This window comes from Bacteroides sp. NSJ-39, from assembly GCF_014287315.1.
In the GTDB taxonomy this organism is placed as follows: Bacteria; Bacteroidota; Bacteroidia; order Bacteroidales; family Bacteroidaceae; genus Bacteroides; species Bacteroides finegoldii.
Map to the genome: position 1 here is coordinate 68,159 of NZ_JACOOB010000017.1, position 17,388 is coordinate 85,546.

Below are 17,388 nucleotides of genomic sequence, written 5' to 3' on the forward strand. Positions count from 1 at the left end.
TTTTAAGAAAAGCAATACGTTTTATGATGTAATACTTAAAGGAACACAGCATAACAATATCATTGACGTATTCTGTCTGGACAGCACAGAACTGCACAAGGCACAACAAAAATTAAGTACAATCAACAATAAACTTTCCATGTCGATCGAAGTGGCTAATATCGTACCATGGAAATGGAACTTACAGAGCCACACTATTTTATGCGATATAAATAAGCCGATAGAGCTTAACGCATCCGGGAAAGACGTAGCTGAAGAACAATTGGCAGTGCCCTATAATCAATATTTCGCCAAAATATTCAAAGAAGACCGTACACGGGTAGAGCAGGCTTACAAAGATTTGATAGAAGGTCGTTCGGACAAAGTAAAAGAAGAATATCGTATCGTCAACCCTCACAAAGGTCTTCACAGAATAGACTGGGTAGAAGCTCAGGCGGCAGTTGAGACTAGAGATGAGAATAGCACTCCATTGACCTTAGTAGGTTCTTCATTAGTCATCACCGAACGAAAAAAGATGGAGTAGGAATTGGTTAATGCAAAAACCGTGCCGAAGAATCAAATCGTCTGAAATCTGCTTTTCTGGCAAACATGAGTCATGAGATACATACTCCACTCAATGCCATTGTCGGCTTCTCCGGCATATTGGCTTCTACCGAGGAGGAAGAGGAAAAACAAGAATATGTAAGTATCATTGAGAATAATAACACCTTGTTATTACAACTTATAAGTGATATTTTAGACTTATCAAAAATAGAAGCCGGGACATTGGACTTTAATTATTCCAATGTAGAGATTAACGATTTAATGAGTGATTTAAAAAACAGCTGCCAACTGAAACTAAAATCGGACAAGGTAAAACTGGAGTTCATCGCTCCCGAACAACCTTGTTGCGCATATATAGAGAAAAACAGACTATCCCAATTGATTATCAATTTTGTAACAAATGCAATCAAATTCACAACCGAAGGCAGCATCCGATTCGGGTTCTACATTCTGGTTTACATTACCTTATAAAGAAGCGAGTAACATAATAGAAAAAGCTCCCCAAAAAGAAATCCAGACCATTGAGATAGAAAAAGACAAACTGATTATCCTGGTAGCCGAAGATAACGAAAGCGATTATAAACTGTTTGAGTCTATTTTGAAATACGATGACCGCTTGATACACGCATGGGATGGACAAGAGGCTGTAAACCTATTCAAGGAGTACAATCCGCAAATATTCGGCCAAAGTACCTATCATCGCCATTACTGCCTTTGCTTTTGCCTCAGATGAACAGAGGGTAATGGAAAACGGCTTTGACGGTTATATGCCTAAACCCATCAATGCCAACTTATTGAAGACGCAGCTAAAAGACATCATGCAGAAACGCATTGTCTTACTGTAAGGTAAACTTCTAATAATTCAGCCACATCCTGAAAGAAGCCATCTTATCCTTACTGACAATAATTTTATCTTTGAAGGGAGGCAATACGTGTACGATTGCTTTCCCTAAAAAATAGGATTCAATACGTTGAATTGCATCAATACAGACAAGAGTCTGACGATTCGTACGAAAAAAACGGTCGGGATCCAATTGCTCGCACAATCTATCCAAAGCCAAATCAATAAGAAATTCCCGGTTCTTATGTGTCACCGCAAAGGTATACTTATTCTCCGAATAAAAATAAGCAATGTCACTAACCTGCAAAGTCAGAAGTTTCTCTCCACTAGAAATCAGAAACCGCGTACGATACTTTTTATGCGCCGACGATAAAGCTTCCTGTGCAACAGAAAGCTGCTGCAAAACTTCCATCATCCGGCTTTCCGAATTGAAATCATGAATATTTTTCTTAGTCAGTCCCTCAAAACGTCGGATGGCCTGCAACAGACGTTCTTCATGAATTGGTTTTAGAAGATAATCAATGCTGTTGACCGTAAAAGCGCGTACGGCATATTCATCATAGGCAGTAGTAAACACAATCATGCTTTCCGGATGGGCTTGTTCAATAAAGAGAAACGAGTTGCCATCCGTCAACTGAATATCCAGAAAAAGAATGTCCGGATGGGGATGCTGGGCAAACCACTCTACCGCTTCCTCTATATTACCCGGAAGTAACTGTACGTCCCAACCAGGACGCAGAGACAATAAAGTGTCGCGAAGCAGACGGGCAGCCGGAATTTCATCCTCTATTATAGCAGCTTTAATCTTATTCATAGAGCAAAGGTATTTTTACAGTAAACTCTTGCGAATCATTTTCTATCACAATATCACGACCGCACAACAATTTATACCGGACAGAAAGATTCTTCAATCCCGTACCAAAAGCTGTTGCACTTTTTTTCGCCTGTATCCGGTTTCTAACAACCAGCTCTTTTTCCTTTTCCATATAGATAAGTTTAATCGTCATCGGCTTTCCCATGTGGATAACATTATGTTTTATCACATTTTCAGCGAGCAGCTGTATAGTCAGTGGTGGAAGTTGGCATCCCAGACAAGACTCCGGAATACGATTATCAATATAAATACAATCCCCCAACCGCACCCGATGTAGAAAGACATAAGAATTCAAAAAGTCCAACTCCTCCCGTAAGGTTGTCAGCCGTTGGTTTTGGCATTGGAGCGTATAACGGTATACGTCGGAAAGATGTTGGGTGAACAATTCCGCATTAGCGGGATTGTAACGAATTTCAGAAATCAATGTATTCAGACTGTTAAACAGAAAATGAGGATTCAACTGATTCTGTAAGGCTGTGTAACGTGCCGTATTATTTTCTTTTTGTAAGGCAGCCGCTTCCTGTTGCAGTTTCAAGGCATTCCGTATGGAACGGTTGGCCAACAGCAAACCTAGAATGACCAGTTCCACCAGCCATACCGTAATCAGAATCCGCCACCCTCCATTGGGAAACATGAACGGATGGGAAGCTCCGGCCAGCAGTTTGGCTGTTACCAGCAAACCGTAATTCAACAGGAAGAACATCCCCATCACAACGACATAGACAGATATCAATTTCCAGCGACGATGCAGATTCAGTGCATACTGATTATCCACCCACGTACTCAACCGCATCGTCGCATATCCCAACACGTTGAATGCCAGCACAAAGAAAGCCAATGTACCGACAGAATGAAAAATATCGGCAACCTTATCGGGAAAGGCGGCATAATTGATCAGCAACAGAAAAGAGAACACTCCCAATCCTGAAAATAATGCGGTATAGAATAAGGTATTAAACTTCACATTCATAATATTGGCAGTTCTTTTCATACAAAGTTACTGTTTTTTACCGATAATCATAGCCATGAAGAGCTTTTATTAATTCCGAATAATGTCCCTGAGCGGCAGCTTTGGCCTGCACATAGTTTACCTGCGAGGTTTGCCGGTAAGTCTGCGCATCAATTACTTCCACCACAGACACCTTACCCTCATTATAGCGTTCCACAGCTTTCGCTTCATTTTCCTCTGCTTTTGCCAATGAACTTTCACTCAAGCGAACACGCTCGATAGCTTGCGACAAAGCTTTCCGTGCTACACCTATCTCCAGTTCAACCTGATCCATCACCTTATTCAGATTATCTTCTGCCATACCGACACGAAAGGACGACGCACGCTTCTCACTTTTCCGCTTTCCCCATTCGAAGATAGGGACGGACACTTTAGCATAAACAGCGTAATTGGGGTCTAAATCTTTCTTGAAATTATAGCCGGGAGAAGAATAGCTACCATCTATTCCCACATAAAACTGCGGCTTAAACTGTGAATCATTCAGTTTCTTCGTACTCTCCGCTATACGGATCCGGTCATAGGCCATCCGGATTTCAGGACGTTCCGCACCTGTAGACAACCAGACAGAATCTTCAATAACGACCATCGGTATCTGATCATCCAGTTCCGTCGCATTTTCCAATCGGACTCCGATCATAGAGTTCAGTGCCATTCTACCTGTCTCGAAGTTACTTTGCGCCTGTAGCAATTGATACTCCGCTTCATTCAGTTTCACCTCCGCCATTAATAAATCCTGCGGATCTACAAGCCCCACTTCCACCCTTTCTTTGATGGTCTTTACCAAAGCTGCTATCGAATTACGAAAATCTTCGGCAACAGATACAACCTCCTGTCGCGCTACAGCACTCCAATATTGCATATCCGTCTGATAACAGACTGCGTCATTCAGTACCTCCGCCTGATTGCTTGCCAATGATTGTTGATGTTTCGCCATACGGATAGACTCCAATACACGTCCGCCCGTATAAATCGGTTGCAAAAGAGAAAGAGAGCCTCCATAATTCAATTGCTTTCCTTCCACCGTCTTCGACAATCCGATAGAAGGGGCATCCAAAGTCAACTCCAACGGGTTGCCTGTATATTGAAAGTTCGCAGCTCCCGAAAGTTTGGGTTTCAAATCCGCTTTTGCCGATTTCTCTATCTCCACACTAGCGGCAATATTCTTTTCAGCCGCTTTCAAATCATGATTATAATCCAATGCCATCATCCGGTATTTCTCCAACAAGGGACTTTGTTGCGCCATAAGAGGTAAAGACAGAAAAGCGCAACAGCAGAATAACGGATAAAATATTCTCTTTTTCATTTTTATTTTCCTTTTACTTTGTAGAACATAGCATACAATGCAGGGGTGACAAACAAAGTCAGTCCCGTAGCAAATGTAAGTCCGAAGATAATAGTGGCAGCCATACCGCCGAATGCGACATCAAACAACAGCGGTACCATACCAAAAATCGTCGTCGTAGCCGCCATCAATACCGGACGGGTTCGGGAAACCGTAGCCTCAACAATAGAAGTATATAGATCAATACCACTCCGATGTTGCACATTTATTTCGTCAATCAGTACAATCACATTCTTTATAATCATTCCGAGAAGTCCCAGCCAGCCGGCTATCGGAAAGAAACCGAAGTCAAATCCCGTCAGCAACATCCCCACAGCAATACCAATGAGCGACAGCGGCAAGATGCAGATGATAATAATCGGTTCACGGAAATTGCCGAACAAAGCAACCAGAATAAGCACCAGTGCAAGGAATGCCAACGGGAAATATTTAGCAATGGCCTGCATCGCTTCTCCCTGGTCCTTATATTGCGCATCCCAGAAGAAAGTATATCCCTCAGGGAGTTGCATTTTCTCAATCTCTTCCCTGATTTCTCCGTGTACTTCCGCCATTGTATGTCCCGGCTTCACGCCACACATGGCAGCCATCGAAAGCTGACGGTTGTAAGTCCGTATCTGTGGAAATTCCCAAGTCGTTTCTATACGTTCCGTCACTTGTGAAAGCGGAGCCGACCTTTCACCGTTCCAGATAGAGAAGTCGCCTAAGGAATGTACATCGGTGATGTTCACATTACCCGATTTCAGAAGTACGGGAACTTTCTTCTCATCATCCCGATAAATGCCTACAGGCAAGCCGTCATTAATAGATTTCACTGACTCCATCATAGCCGCTTTCGTAATCCCCAAAGCTCCGGCTTTCACCGGATCATAAACCGGACGGATAACCATTGCCATATTTCCCCACTCATTTCGCGCATCCGCTACTTTAGGATTCCGTCGCATCACCTCTATCGCCTGACCTACCAGCGAATCGAGTACGGCCGGGTCTGGTCCGAGAAAACGAGCTTCAATAACCGCTTCCGTCAATGGACTCAATTCAAAATTATTCACTTTAATCAGAGGTTCGGGATACTTGATCGAAATTGAATCTTGTAAGCGTGCGTGTAATTGGCGGGAAAGTTTCGAAGTCTTGCACTTCACTAATATCTGCGCATAATTGGATTGAGGTCCGAAAGCCACATTAGACAAGTAATAACGCGGAGGTGTCCTCCCTATATAGGTAGATACCATTTCCGCTTCTTCTTGTCCGCGAATAAAGTCCGCCATCTCTGTCGCCATTTTATCCGTTTCTTCTATCTGTGTCCCTTCGGGCAACCACATATCAAGCGTGAAATATTGTTTATCCAATGCCGGCACAAATACTTTCGGGATAAATTTAAAACTCCAGGCGGACAACACCAACAATATAACCATACATCCTACAGTAGCATACCTGTGATGAATTACCCATCCCAAAGAAGAGCGGAACTTATCGTAATATTTACCTGAAAAAAGTGCCGTCTTTAGTTCGTCGGGTCTTGGCCGACGAACAAACTCCTGAATAAAGAAAGGTGTTTGTGTCAGCGCAAAGACCCAACTGAACATCAGCGAAACGCCGATAACTACAACTAAGGATGACAATAACTCGCCGGTAATATGCGGCGAATAATATATTGGTAAAAAAGTCAGAATCGCAATCACAGTAGCTGCCAGTAGCGGCAATGCAGTCGAAGAACAGGCTCTCAATATAGCTATCCGTTTACGCATTCCACGCTGCATATTGACCAATGCCGAATCGGAAACTACGATAGCATTGTCCACCAACATTCCCATAGCAATGATGATAGCCGCCAATGACATACGCTGCAAAGCTATTCCTTGCACCAGCATGACTATCAATGTGGCAAAGATAGAAAACACTAATCCGCTACCAATCAGAATACCATTTTTGACCCCTATAAAGAACAACAGGATAGCAACGACCGTCACTACGGAAACAATCAGATTCAAGATAAATCCCTTATTCGCTACAGCGGATTCATATCCTTGATCATAAATTGACTGCAACTCAAAACCTTCGGGCATTGTCTCCGAAAATTGTTTTATCTCCACTTTGACCGCATCTGCCATATCGACTACATTGCCTGTGGGTACAGTGGAAATAGCAATTCCTATCGCCGGTTTTCCGTCAATCCGCATTTTATTGCTAGGCGGAGTCTGATAACTTTCTTTTATTTCAGCAATATCCGCCAATCGGAAATGTTCTCCTGTACGGGATACAATAGTCAAATTCCGAATATCATCCAACGAATAGAAGTTTCCGGTAGACTCGATACGTATTCTGTTGACTTCCGTGTCGATACCTCCGGCATCCACCACCCGGTTCTGAGCTTCAAAGGCACGGGAAATATCAGCCGTAGTAATACCACTTCTCGCCATGACGGAGGGACTGAGGATTACATCAATCGTAGGAGATTGCACGCCGTAGATTTCCACTTTTGCAACGTCTTTCACCTTCAGCACCTCATTTTTAATCAGTTTCGCCTGATCTTCGAGTTCCCGATATGAGTATCCTTCTCCGGTCAGTCCGTAAAAGACTCCCAGCACATCGCCAAAATCATCGTTTACCACCGACGGACCTGCACCGGCAGGCAATTTAGATTGCACATCATTGACTTTTCGGCGCAGTTTGTCCCAAAGTTGTTGCATCTCGTCCGCACGGATTTCTTTCTTTACATAGACTGTTATTTTAGAAAGTCCCGCACGATTTTCAGTTTTAAGATAATACAGTTCCCCCAATGACTGTATAGATTCCTCCAATACATCCGTCACCTGTGATTGAACTTCGGAAGGCGAAGCACCCGGATAAGGCGTCAGCACCAATGCTTGTTTGATAGTAAACGGAGCATCTTCCAGCTTTCCCATCTTAACATAGGAGAACAGTCCACCCCCCAATACCAGTAGCAATAGCAGAATAGTCACCGACTTCTTCTGCAAGAAATATTTAACGAGTTTCATACTTTCCTCTTACTTTTGAGCAGTTACCGGCATTTCCCGATTCATTATTTCTACCGAAGTCCCTTCCGACAGGAAACGCAGTTTGCTGACAGCCACCGTTTCTCCCGCCTGCAATCCACCTTTTACTTCGACTTTTCCATTCGGAAGTAACTCACCCAATATTACCTTCTTCTTTGATACTTTTCTCGTAGCATTGTCCACTGTCCAGACATAATTCCCTTCAGTAGGCCGGTAACTAAGGGCAGTTTGAGGTACAGTCACCATTGCGACAGATGAAGAAGCCAGAAAGTCCAACAACATCTTTCCCGAAATACCGGCAGGCCATTTTCCCTGTTTATTCGGTAGCAATGCCGTCAGCAAGAAAGACAGATTATTCCGGGTAGTGCTTTTGGAAACCTCCACTACTTTTGCCGAATATACTTCCTCTGTACAGACATCAAAACGGACACCCACTTCCTTTATTTTTTCTGCCTGAAGCGCTATGTCCTGTGTGACATAGGCTTCTATTTTCAGTTGGGTAATATCAATAAAAGACACCACCGGCTGAGTAGCTTTTACATCCTGAAACTTCTCGATATAGACTTCTCCTACATATCCATCGAAAGGAGCAATCAACCGGGTATCGTCCAATTCATTCGTCGCCGTCTCAAAAGCTGTCTTGGCTGAAGTGTAGTCAGCACGCGCTTTTTCATAAGCACTGGCCGATAGGTTATCTTTTTCATACAGCATCTTTACCCGTTCAAACTCTGCTTTCGCCTGATTGTAAACAGCTTCCGCGCGTTCTTTTCGGATACGGAAATCACGGGAATCTATTTCTGCAATGATATCTCCACGATGATAAAAATTCCCGGCATATACTTCAAAACGGTCAATCGGTCCGCCAACTCTGAAAGAAAGCTCCGTCTCTTTAAAAGGTTTTGAAATAAACGAAAACTCGCGTTCCGAAGAAGGAACCAAAGTTTCCGCCTCTGCCACTTTCACCCGTATCGGTTCATCCGCCTTTTGTTCTCCTCTTCCACAGGAAGCAAACAGGCAAAGGCAAAAAATACATAATGAGAATCTAGTCGTTGTCATTTGTTCTAAAAAATAAATTATGTTATCAACGACACGAAAATAGACGAAAAAAGAAAAAGCAGCCGTTTTAAAGTTTCTGAGACGGAAAAGGCAGGGATGAAACAGAAAAAGAAGAGATGAAATATTGAGCCTTTTATCGTACTTATGTGTTTCATTACTATCTTTGCAGCTCAAATAAATACTGCAATATTAATTTATGACTGAAGAAAAAATACATAAAGACCGGACGGGAAGTTGGTGGGCATTAAGTCCTTTGCTCGTATTCTTATGCCTCTATTTGGTAACATCTATCCTGGTCAACGACTTTTATAAAGTGCCTATTACAGTGGCCTTTCTGGTCTCCTCCTGCTATGCAATCGCTATCACCAAAGGATTGAAGCTCGATCAACGTATTTACCAGTTTTCCGTAGGAGCCGCTAACAAGAATATCCTACTGATGATATGGATATTTATTCTTGCCGGAGCCTTTGCACACAGTGCCAAACAGATGGGAGCGATTGACGCCACCGTCAATCTGACATTACATATTCTTCCGGACAACCTGCTGCTAGCCGGTATATTTATTGCAGCTTGTTTTATCTCCCTGTCTATCGGAACCAGCGTGGGTACTATCGTAGCCCTCACCCCTGTGGCTGTGGGGCTAGCAGAAAAAACGGAAATAGCGCTTCCTTTCATGGTGGCAGTGGTAGTCGGCGGTTCTTTCTTCGGAGATAACCTATCATTTATATCCGACACTACTATCGCATCTACGAAAACACAGGAATGCGTCATGCGTGACAAGTTCCGGATAAACTCCATGATCGTTGTCCCGGCAGCCATCATCGTATTGGGCATTTATATCTTTCAAGGATTATCCATCACCGCCCCCACTCAGATCCAAACGATCGAATGGATAAAAGTGATACCTTATATAATAGTACTAGGAACAGCCGTTGCCGGAATGAATGTGATGCTTGTATTAATTATAGGTATCCTGACAAGTGGCATTATCGGCATTGCCACCGGAAGTTTCGGAATATTCGACTGGTTCGGAGCTATGGGAACAGGAATAACGGGAATGGGAGAATTAATCATCATCACCCTACTGGCAGGAGGAATGTTGGAAACAATCCGCTACAATGGAGGCATTGATTTTATTATCCGGAAACTTACCCGCCACGTCAACGGCAAGCGGGGTGCGGAACTAAGCATTGCCGCTTTGGTAAGTATCGCCAATCTGTGTACCGCCAACAATACTATTGCCATCATAACAACAGGACCGATAGCAAGAGATATCGCCCGGAAATTCCATCTCGACCGGAGGAAGACCGCCAGTATTCTCGACACCTTCTCCTGCCTGATACAGGGCATTATTCCATACGGTGCTCAAATGTTGATAGCTGCAGGACTTGCCAATATTTCCCCTATCAGTATCATCGGTAATCTCTATTATCCTTTTACAATGGGAGCCTGCGCATTGCTAGCCATCCTATTCCGCTACCCTAAACGATATTCGTAAAAAAATAGCGAAATGTTTGTCAATCAAAAGAAAAGCCGTATCTTTGTGCCCGCTATTACGAGATAATGGCATAATTCAAATCAATCATTAAAAACAATTATTAAAAATGGCAACTAGAATCAGATTGCAGAGACACGGACGTAAAAGTTACGCGTTCTATTCAATTGTAATTGCAGACAGCAGAGCACCACGTGATGGTAAATTTATTGAGAAGATTGGTACTTACAACCCTAACACCAATCCTGCTACAGTAGATTTGAATTTCGACGCTGCATTGGCATGGGTACTGAAAGGTGCACAACCAAGCGACACTGTACGTAATATCCTCTCTCGTGAAGGAGTTTACATGAAGAAACATCTTATGGGCGGTGTAGCGAAAGGCGCATTCGGAGAAGCAGAAGCAGAAGCTAAATTCGAAGCTTGGAAAAACAACAAACAGTCAGGTTTGGCTGCTTTGAAAGCTAAACAAGACGAAGCTAAGAAAGCTGAAGCTAAAGCGCGTCTGGAAGCAGAAAAGAAAATCAACGAAGTGAAAGCAAAAGCACTCGCTGAAAAGAAAGCTGCTGAGGCTGCTGAAAAAGCTGCTGCTGAAGCACCCGCAGAAGAAGCTGCTGCTCCGGCTGAAGAAGCTCCTGCAACAGAAGCTGCTGCTGAATAATTTTCAGCAGGTTCCGAATAAAAAATTAGGAAAAAGCAATAAATCCTCTTCGGTTCGCCGAAGGGGATTTTTTTATTTTCTGCTATAAAACATAGTAAATAATTAGTCTCTTTCAAAATAAAATGCCTTTCTTTGCATCAGCATAGTTCAGCACGGTTAACTCTTATAATATTAGCATGAAACGAACTGATAAGAAAGCAATATTCGGACAACAGGCAACTAAGGTCACACAATTGGCAGACACACTTAGTCAGGCTATTTCCAGGAAAGAATTTCTTGAAGGAGATTCTTTGCCTTCCATCAATCAGTTGAGTGCACATTATGGAGTATCGCGCGATACGGTGTTCAAGGCTTTTCTTGATTTACGTGAACGGGGACTGATTGACTCCACTCCCGGCAAAGGTTACTATGTGACCAGCCAGGTGACTAATGTCTTATTGTTACTCGACCAGTATACCCCTTTCAAAGAAGCTTTATACAACAGTTTCGTCAAACGACTGCCTATTAATTATAAGGTCGACCTGTTGTTTCACCAATACAACGAGCGATTGTTCAATACCATCATTCGCGAATCCGTAGGAAAATACAACAAATATATAGTGATGAATTTCGACAACGAGAAATTCAGCACAGCCCTTAACAAAATTAATCCTGCACGACTGCTTCTTCTGGACTTCGGCAAATTCGAGAAAAGCAAGTATTTCTATATCTGTCAGGATTTTGACGAATCTTTCTACCAGGCATTACTGACGTTGGAAGACAAAATGCACAAATACCGTCATATCGTATTCCTGTTCTCTAAAGGATTAAAACATCCGCAAAGCAGCAAAGAATATTTTATCCGTTTCTGCGAAGAACAAGGATTTTCATACGAGATACAGGAAGACATTGAAAATCTGGTAGTACAGAAAGGGGCAGCCTATATAGCCATCAAGCAACAAGACGTAGTAAAGGTGGTCAAACAAGGAAGATTGGAGGGACTGAAATGTGGAAAAGATTTCGGCCTGCTGGCATACAATGATATTCCTTCTTACGAAGTGATTGACGAAGGAATTACCTCATTGACTATTGACTGGGAAATGATGGGGAACGAAGCGGCAAACTTCGTTCTCAATGACGCCTCTGTACAGAAGTACCTCCCTACCGGAGTCAGGCTTCGAAAATCCCTCTAATTTTTTTTGCCGCACATTCAGCACAGTTCAGCACAGAATTCAATTAACCATATAATATAAAAAACATGAAAAAGTATCCGAAAATCGGGATTCGTCCCACCATCGACGGTCGCCAGGGTGGCGTTCGTGAAAGCCTTGAAGAAAAGACAATGAGTTTGGCTAAAGCCGTAGCCGAATTAATCAGCAGCAATTTGAAAAACGGTGACGGAAGTCCCGTAGAATGCGTGATTGCCGACAGTACCATCGGCCGCGTAGCCGAAAGTGCAGCTTGTGCAGAGAAGTTCGAAAGAGAAGGTGTAGGTTCCACTATCACTGTAACCTCCTGTTGGTGTTATGGTGCGGAAACAATGGATATGAACCCGTATTACCCGAAAGCAGTCTGGGGATTCAATGGAACAGAACGTCCGGGTGCTGTATATCTGGCAGCAGTATTGGCAGGACATGCACAAAAAGGACTTCCCGCATTCGGAATCTACGGACATGATGTTCAAGATCTGGACGACAACACAATTCCCGAAGATGTAGCGGAAAAGATTCTTCGCTTTGCACGCGCCGCACAGGCAGTAGCCACCATGAGAGGCAAGTCTTATCTGTCAATGGGGAGCGTATCTATGGGTATTGCCGGCTCTATCGTCAATCCTGATTTCTTCCAGGAATATTTGGGTATGCGCAATGAATCTATCGACCTGACAGAGATTATCCGCCGCATGGAAGAGGGTATCTACGACCACGAAGAATACGCCAAAGCAATGGCATGGACTGAAAAGTATTGCAAGGTAAACGAAGGTGATGACTTCAAGAACCGTCCCGAAAAACGTAAAACCCGCGAGCAGAAAGACGCAGACTGGGAATTTATCGTAAAGATGATGATTATCATGCGTGACTTGATGACCGGAAACCTGAAACTTAAAGAGATGGGATTCAAGGAAGAAGCTTTGGGACATAACGCTATCGCAGCCGGCTTCCAGGGATAACGCCAATGGACTGACTTCTATCCGAACGGTGACTATCCGGAAGCCTTACTCAATACTTCCTTCGATTGGAACGGTATCCGTGAAGCATTTGTAGTAGCTACTGAAAATGATGCCTGCAACGGTGTAGCTATGCTGTTCGGTCACTTGCTGACTAATCGCGCTCAAATATTCTCAGATGTGCGTACTTATTGGAGTCCCGAAGCCGTGAAACGTGTGACCGGCAAAGAATTGAGTGGTCTGGCAGCAAACGGTATTATCCATCTTATCAATTCCGGTGCCACTACGCTCGACGGTTCCGGTCAATCGGTAGACGCGGAAGGCAATCCGGTGATGAAAGAGCCGTGGAACCTGACTGATGCAGATGTAGAAAACTGCCTGAAGGCAACAACTTGGTATCCGGCGGACCGTGACTATTTCCGTGGAGGCGGTTTCTCATCCAACTTCCTGTCAAAAGGTGGAATGCCTGTCACTATGATGCGTCTGAACCTGGTCAAAGGTCTTGGTCCTGTCCTGCAAATCGCAGAAGGATGGACAGTTGAGATTGACCCGGAAATTCACCAGAAACTCAATATGCGTACCGACCCCACATGGCCTACTACTTGGTTTGTTCCCCGCCTGTGCGATAAACCGGCTTTCAAAGATGTATATTCAGTAATGAACAATTGGGGAGCCAATCACGGAGCTATCAGTTACGGACACATCGGACAGGACTTAATCACTCTTGCCTCTATGCTCCGCATCCCTGTATGTATGCACAACGTAGAAGAAGACCAGATCTTCCGCCCAGCCGCATGGAACGCTTTCGGTATGGACAAAGAGGGTGCAGACTACAGAGCTTGTACAACTTACGGTCCTATTTATAAATAAGATTAAAACGCAGATTATGATTACCAACGAACATATTGAACAGTTTCTATCACAGGCACATCGCTATGGAGCTGCCAAGCTGATGTTATGCAGTAGCGGCAATCTCTCTTGGCGAATTGGTGAAGAAGCATTGATTTCAGGTACGGGGTCTTGGGTACCGACTTTATATAAGGAGAAAGTTTCCATCTGCAATATTGCCAGTGGCACTCCTACCAATGGAGTAAAACCGTCAATGGAAAGTACCTTCCATCTGGGCATTCTTCGCGAACGCCCGGATGTAAATGTAGTCCTCCATTTTCAGTCGGAATATGCAACGGCCGTTTCCTGCATGAAAAACAAGCCGACCAACTTCAATGTAACGGCAGAAATTCCTTGCCATGTAGGTTCGGAAATACCGGTGATTCCCTATTACCGTCCCGGTTCGCCGGAACTGGCCAAAGCAGTGGTAGAAGCCATGTTGAATCATAATTCCGTGTTGTTGACCAATCACGGGCAAGTAGTATGCGGAAAAGATTTCGATCAGGTATATGAACGGGCTACTTTCTTTGAAATGGCTTGCCGTATCATTGTCCAATCCGGTGGAGACTACTCAGTACTGACTCCGGCGGAGATAGAAGATCTGGAAATCTACGTATTGGGAAAGAAAACAAAATAGTATCCGGAAGCACATACCATGAAAGATACGCATAGAAACACTTATTTAGCAGCAGACTTTGGAGGAGGAAGCGGGCGTATTATCGCCGGCTCTCTTCTCCACGGTAAGCTGGAATTGGAGGAAGTTCACCGCTTCCCCAATCGTCAGGTTAAACTCGGTAATCATGTTTATTGGGATTTTCCCGCCTTGTTTGAGGATATGAAGACCGGATTAAAACAGGCCGCACAAAGAGGGTATGACGTTAAAGGAATCGGGATCGATACTTGGGGAGTCGACTTCGGGCTTATTGACAAGGATGGTAATCTACTAGGAAACCCAGTTTGTTACCGGGATGCACGAACGGATAGAATGCCGACAGAAGTGTTCAAGTTCTTAAACGAACAGCAACACTATGCCGATACCGGTATACAAGTAATGGCGATCAATACGTTATTCCAGCTTTACAGCATGAAAAAAAGTAAGGATGCGCAATTAGACGCAGCCCAACGGCTTTTATTCATGCCCGACCTTTTCAGCTACTTTCTGACAGGAATAGCCAACAATGAATATTGCATTGCCTCTACATCCGAACTACTCGATGCACGGCAACGAACATGGTCTTTATCTACCATTCGTACACTCGGACTTCCCGAACACTTGTTCGGCGAAATCATCTATCCGGGTACTATCAGAGGAACTTTAAAAGAGGATATTGCCCAAGAAACAGGCTTAGGATCTGTAGACGTAATTGCAGTAGGTTCACACGATACGGCTAGCGCTGTTGCCGCAGTTCCCGCTACGGAATCTCCTATCGCATTTCTAAGTTCCGGCACTTGGTCGCTGTTGGGAGTAGAAGTAGACGAACCGATACTTACAGAGGAAGCGCGGCTGGCTCAGTTTACGAATGAAGGTGGCGTGGGAGGCCGTATCCGGTTTCTGCAAAATATCACAGGTTTATGGATTCTGCAACGTCTGATGAGTGAATGGAAAACACGTGGAGAAGAACAGAGCTATGACACGCTCATTCCACAAGCTGCCGAAGCAACGATTGCTTCCATCATCCCTGTAGATGATGCACTATTCATGAATCCGGTAAATATGGAAAACGCTCTTATGGATTACTGCCGACAACACGACCTTCCGGTTCCACAGAACAAAGCGGAAATGGTGAAATGCGTGCTCCAATCCTTAGCTTTCAAATATAAGCAAGCGGTGGAAAAACTCAACCGTTGTCTTCCTTCTCCAATTCGCCAACTCAACATTATCGGTGGAGGATCACAAAATAAATTACTCAATCAGTTGACAGCCGATGCACTTGGCATTCCCGTATATGCTGGTCCGGTAGAAGCTACCGCAATAGGAAATATCCTGACGCAAGCAATGGCAAAAGGAGAGATATCCGATCTTCACGAACTGCGAGAGATTGTAAGACATAGCATAACACCACAAGTTTATCATCCTAAAAAATAGAATTATAATGACCATGAAACACACTAAACAGTCCATCATCTCAAAAGATGGCGTCAGTTATCTTATTCCCTTTATTCTCATTACCTCGTGTTTTGCGTTATGGGGATTCGCAAACGACATTACCAATCCGATGGTAAAGGCATTCTCCAAAATCTTCCGAATGAGCGCTACTGATGGTGCACTTGTACAAGTAGCTTTTTATGGAGGATATTTCGCAATGGCTTTTCCTGCCGCAATATTTATCCGCAAATACTCCTACAAAGCAGGTGTATTGCTAGGGCTCGGAATGTACGCTTTCGGAGCATTCTTATTTTTCCCCGCTAAAATGACAGGGGAATATTATCCGTTCCTAATCGCCTACTTCATTCTGACTTGCGGACTTTCTTTCCTGGAAACAAGTTGTAATCCTTACATCCTTTCTATGGGAACTGAAGAAACAGCTACACGACGTTTGAATCTTGCCCAGTCTTTTAATCCGATGGGATCCCTTTTGGGAATGTACGTAGCAATGCAGTTTATCCAGGCAAAATTACACCCGATGTGTACCGAAGAACGGGCACTGCTCAATGATAGTGAGTTTCAAGCTATCAAAGAAAGCGACCTTACTGTTTTGATTGCCCCCTACCTTATTATCGGTCTGATTATCTTGGCTATGCTCATCGTCATACGGCTTGTTAAAATGCCTAAGAATGGAGATCAAAACCACAAAATAGACTTCTTCCCTACCCTCAAACGTATTTTCATGGAAACACGTTATCATGAAGGTGTAATTGCACAGTTCTTCTATGTAGGCGCACAGATTATGTGTTGGACATTTATCATTCAATACGGAACACATCTGTTCATGTCACCGGATTTCGGCATGGATGAAAAAAGCGCAGAAGTACTTTCCCAGCAATACAACATCATAGCAATGGTCATTTTCTGTGTCAGCCGTTTTATCTGCACTTTTATCCTGCGTTATCTCAATGCCGGAAAATTATTGATGATTCTTGCTATCTTCGGAGGTCTTTTCACATTGGGCACCATCTTCCTTCAAAACATTTTCGGACTCTACTGTCTGGTAGCAGTTTCCGCCTGTATGTCACTGATGTTCCCAACCATTTACGGTATTGCCTTGAAAGGTATGGGAGACGACGCCAAATTCGGGGCAGCCGGTCTTATCATGGCTATTTTGGGAGGTTCCGTCCTGCCTCCGTTACAGGCATGCATTATTGACATGAAGGAAATCGGTTGGCTTCCGGCTGTCAATGTTTCATTCATTCTGCCATTTATCTGTTTCCTTGTGATTATCGGATACGGATATCGCACAGTGAAAAGAAACTGGTAAAATAAAGATAAATATCGACCTTTTACTTTGAAAGCAAAAAAAAGAGTATGCCTCTTTCGGAAGACATACTCTTTTTTTATACTTTTGTGAAATAACCATGTTATGT

Annotated in this window: 11 protein-coding genes and 2 pseudogenes; 8 read left to right on the top strand and 5 right to left on the bottom strand. The window is 43.6% G+C overall.

Features of this window, described 5'->3' with window-relative positions; all coding sequences use genetic code 11:
• Position 1: 1 nt before the first annotated feature.
• Positions 2-1,388 (top strand): annotated as a pseudogene (locus tag H8S63_RS16265) (histidine kinase dimerization/phospho-acceptor domain-containing protein); the annotation flags it as partial.
• 9 nt (positions 1,389-1,397) lie between these two features.
• On the opposite strand, the gene H8S63_RS16270 reads toward H8S63_RS16265, so the two are convergent.
• The 5 genes from H8S63_RS16270 to H8S63_RS16290 are packed head-to-tail and all read right to left on the bottom strand — an operon-like array spanning position 1,398 to position 8,679.
• Positions 1,398-2,198 (bottom strand): LytTR family DNA-binding domain-containing protein, encoded by an 801-nt coding sequence (locus H8S63_RS16270; protein ID WP_007752037.1) that lies wholly within the window; start codon positions 2,196-2,198, stop codon positions 1,398-1,400.
• Positions 2,191-3,249: a sensor histidine kinase gene (locus H8S63_RS16275; RefSeq protein WP_186927383.1), complete on the bottom strand. Its 1,059-nt coding sequence runs from the start codon at positions 3,247-3,249 to the stop codon at positions 2,191-2,193. Before H8S63_RS16275 ends, H8S63_RS16270 begins: the two co-directional genes overlap by 8 nt.
• Before the next feature lie 16 nt (positions 3,250-3,265).
• Positions 3,266-4,570, bottom strand: a complete 1,305-nt coding sequence (locus H8S63_RS16280) for a TolC family protein (RefSeq protein WP_032839505.1) — start codon at positions 4,568-4,570, stop codon at positions 3,266-3,268.
• A gap of 2 nt (positions 4,571-4,572) precedes the next feature.
• A complete protein-coding gene (locus H8S63_RS16285; protein WP_186927384.1) occupies positions 4,573-7,605 on the bottom strand; it encodes an efflux RND transporter permease subunit in 3,033 nt (1,010 codons plus the stop codon).
• 9 nt (positions 7,606-7,614) lie between these two features.
• Positions 7,615-8,679 carry an efflux RND transporter periplasmic adaptor subunit gene (locus H8S63_RS16290; protein WP_186927385.1) on the bottom strand — a complete coding sequence of 355 codons (1,065 nt, stop codon included), beginning with the start codon at positions 8,677-8,679 and terminating at the stop codon, positions 7,615-7,617.
• Positions 8,680-8,875: 196 nt separating this feature from the next.
• Here H8S63_RS16290 and H8S63_RS16295 point away from each other — a divergent pair, with 196 nt between their 5' ends.
• The 7 genes and pseudogenes from H8S63_RS16295 (at position 8,876) to fucP (ending at position 17,282) form a co-directional block, all read left to right on the top strand.
• On the top strand, positions 8,876-10,177 hold the full coding sequence (locus H8S63_RS16295) for a Na+/H+ antiporter NhaC family protein (RefSeq protein ID WP_186927386.1): 1,302 nt from the start codon (positions 8,876-8,878) through the stop codon (positions 10,175-10,177).
• A 106-nt stretch (positions 10,178-10,283) separates the two neighbouring features.
• On the top strand, positions 10,284-10,835 hold the full coding sequence (locus H8S63_RS16300; protein ID WP_007752017.1) for a 30S ribosomal protein S16: 552 nt from the start codon (positions 10,284-10,286) through the stop codon (positions 10,833-10,835).
• Between the two features lie 176 nt (positions 10,836-11,011).
• Complete coding sequence (locus tag H8S63_RS16305; RefSeq protein WP_186927387.1) at positions 11,012-12,007, top strand: GntR family transcriptional regulator; 996 nt, start codon at positions 11,012-11,014, stop codon at positions 12,005-12,007.
• A gap of 65 nt (positions 12,008-12,072) precedes the next feature.
• A pseudogene (gene fucI / locus H8S63_RS16310) lies at positions 12,073-13,848 on the top strand (L-fucose isomerase).
• A 16-nt stretch (positions 13,849-13,864) separates the two neighbouring features.
• Positions 13,865-14,503, top strand: a complete 639-nt coding sequence (locus tag H8S63_RS16315) for a class II aldolase/adducin family protein (protein WP_022275243.1) — start codon at positions 13,865-13,867, stop codon at positions 14,501-14,503.
• Between the two features lie 18 nt (positions 14,504-14,521).
• Positions 14,522-15,952: a rhamnulokinase family protein gene (locus tag H8S63_RS16320; protein ID WP_186927388.1), complete on the top strand. Its 1,431-nt coding sequence runs from the start codon at positions 14,522-14,524 to the stop codon at positions 15,950-15,952.
• Between the two features lie 13 nt (positions 15,953-15,965).
• Complete coding sequence (gene fucP, locus H8S63_RS16325; RefSeq protein WP_186927389.1) at positions 15,966-17,282, top strand: L-fucose:H+ symporter permease; 1,317 nt, start codon at positions 15,966-15,968, stop codon at positions 17,280-17,282.
• Positions 17,283-17,388: the final 106 nt, after the last annotated feature.